The organism is Litchfieldella qijiaojingensis (assembly GCF_014651875.1).
In the GTDB taxonomy this organism is placed as follows: domain Bacteria; phylum Pseudomonadota; class Gammaproteobacteria; order Pseudomonadales; family Halomonadaceae; genus Litchfieldella; species Litchfieldella qijiaojingensis.
In genome coordinates this window covers 1-1,301 of record NZ_BMXS01000072.1, presented here as the reverse complement: position 1 = coordinate 1,301, position 1,301 = coordinate 1, and the positions used below count along the sequence as shown (strand labels likewise).

The window sequence follows — 1,301 nt, the reverse complement described above, 5'->3', positions numbered from 1 at the left end:
TTGCTGGAGTCGATTGGCAACATACCACCCGCTGAGGCGGAAGCTCGCTACTATCAACAAAGTACCGAGTCCGCTCAGGCAGCGTGACTCAAACGAGAAAGTCTCCGAGATAGTCGGGGCGGTTCAGTTCCTTGCTGAGCGTGTCGGCGTGACTGATGCTGTGATATTCACTGGAACTCCAGAGAATGCGAGGAAGGTAAGAAAGAATTTCAAAAAAGGGGCTCTTTTCATCCTTAATGGAGCCGGGCATAACCCTCTGGTTGTGTCACATGACGCTGATGTTTCTCTTGCTGTTCAGAGCGCCCTTAGAGTTGTTCTTTACAACCAGGGACAAGATTGCGCCGGACCTAATTCACTGCTAGTCCATGGCGATGTTTATGAAGAATTCAAACTTCGCTTAATTGAATCCATAGAAAAGTTAAGTGACAAGGTTGGCGACTATACGGATCCAGATGTTATTGTCGGCCCCAACAGTGATAAAGATCATGCTGCATGGATTGCCAATATTTTTAAAGAAAACAGGAAGTATTTTGCTTTCGGAGGCAATGTCAATCCTGTGACAGGCATGATATATCCAACTGTATTTGAAAAACCTCTTTCTCTTGGTGGAAATTATAAGGAGTTCTTTGCTCCGGTCTTTTATTTGCAAAGATATGACAGAGATGTTGAGTTGCGTGATTATTTCATTAACCCGAGGTATTACCCAAACGCAATGTACATCTCATTGTTTGGGACAAGTGATGCTGTTGATGGGTTGGATGAATCAATGCATAAGAGGAAAAGTATTTTAAGGAACACAGATCTTCACTTGGAAGAAAGAGGTTTCTTGCCATATGGAGGCGAAGGCCCGGCTGCATCGTGTTTGTATGTTGATGGCAAGCAAATAAAAGGGAGTACACTACCGCAGAGGGATATTTACGAGCAACTTGTTAGGCCATTTATTTAAGGAGTTGGCGTAGATGTTTCTATTGTCAAAGAGTGTCAGACATCTTTCACCAGTGTCAATAATAGTTAGCGCATCTCTTGTAGGGCTATCTTTGGGGTATTCCATACCATATATGACCTTTGTTATGGAAGGTTTAGGATATGGGATGACGTTTATTGGGCTAATTGCAGCACTTCCGGCAATAGGAATGTTCACTGCTTCTCCGTTGGCTATTTCGTTGTCAAAGATATGAACCGCCCCGACTATCTCGGAGACTTTCTCGTTTGAGTCACGCTGCCTGAGCGGACTCGGTACTTTGTTGATAGTAGCGAGCTTCCGCCTCAGCGGGTGGTATGTTGCCAATCGACTCCAGCAA

General features: G+C 44.6%; 2 protein-coding genes. One reads left to right on the top strand and one right to left on the bottom strand.

Annotation, left to right across the window (positions count from 1 at the left end):
• Positions 1-148 precede the first annotated feature (148 nt).
• Positions 149-946 carry an aldehyde dehydrogenase family protein gene (locus IE093_RS22255; protein ID WP_308427222.1) on the top strand — a complete coding sequence of 266 codons (798 nt, stop codon included), beginning with the start codon at positions 149-151 and terminating at the stop codon, positions 944-946.
• Here IE093_RS22255 and IE093_RS22605 read toward each other — a convergent pair.
• On the bottom strand, positions 899-1,301 hold a 403-nt coding region (locus IE093_RS22605; protein WP_229803912.1), incomplete at its 5' end, for a hypothetical protein. The genes IE093_RS22255 and IE093_RS22605 overlap by 48 nt on opposite strands.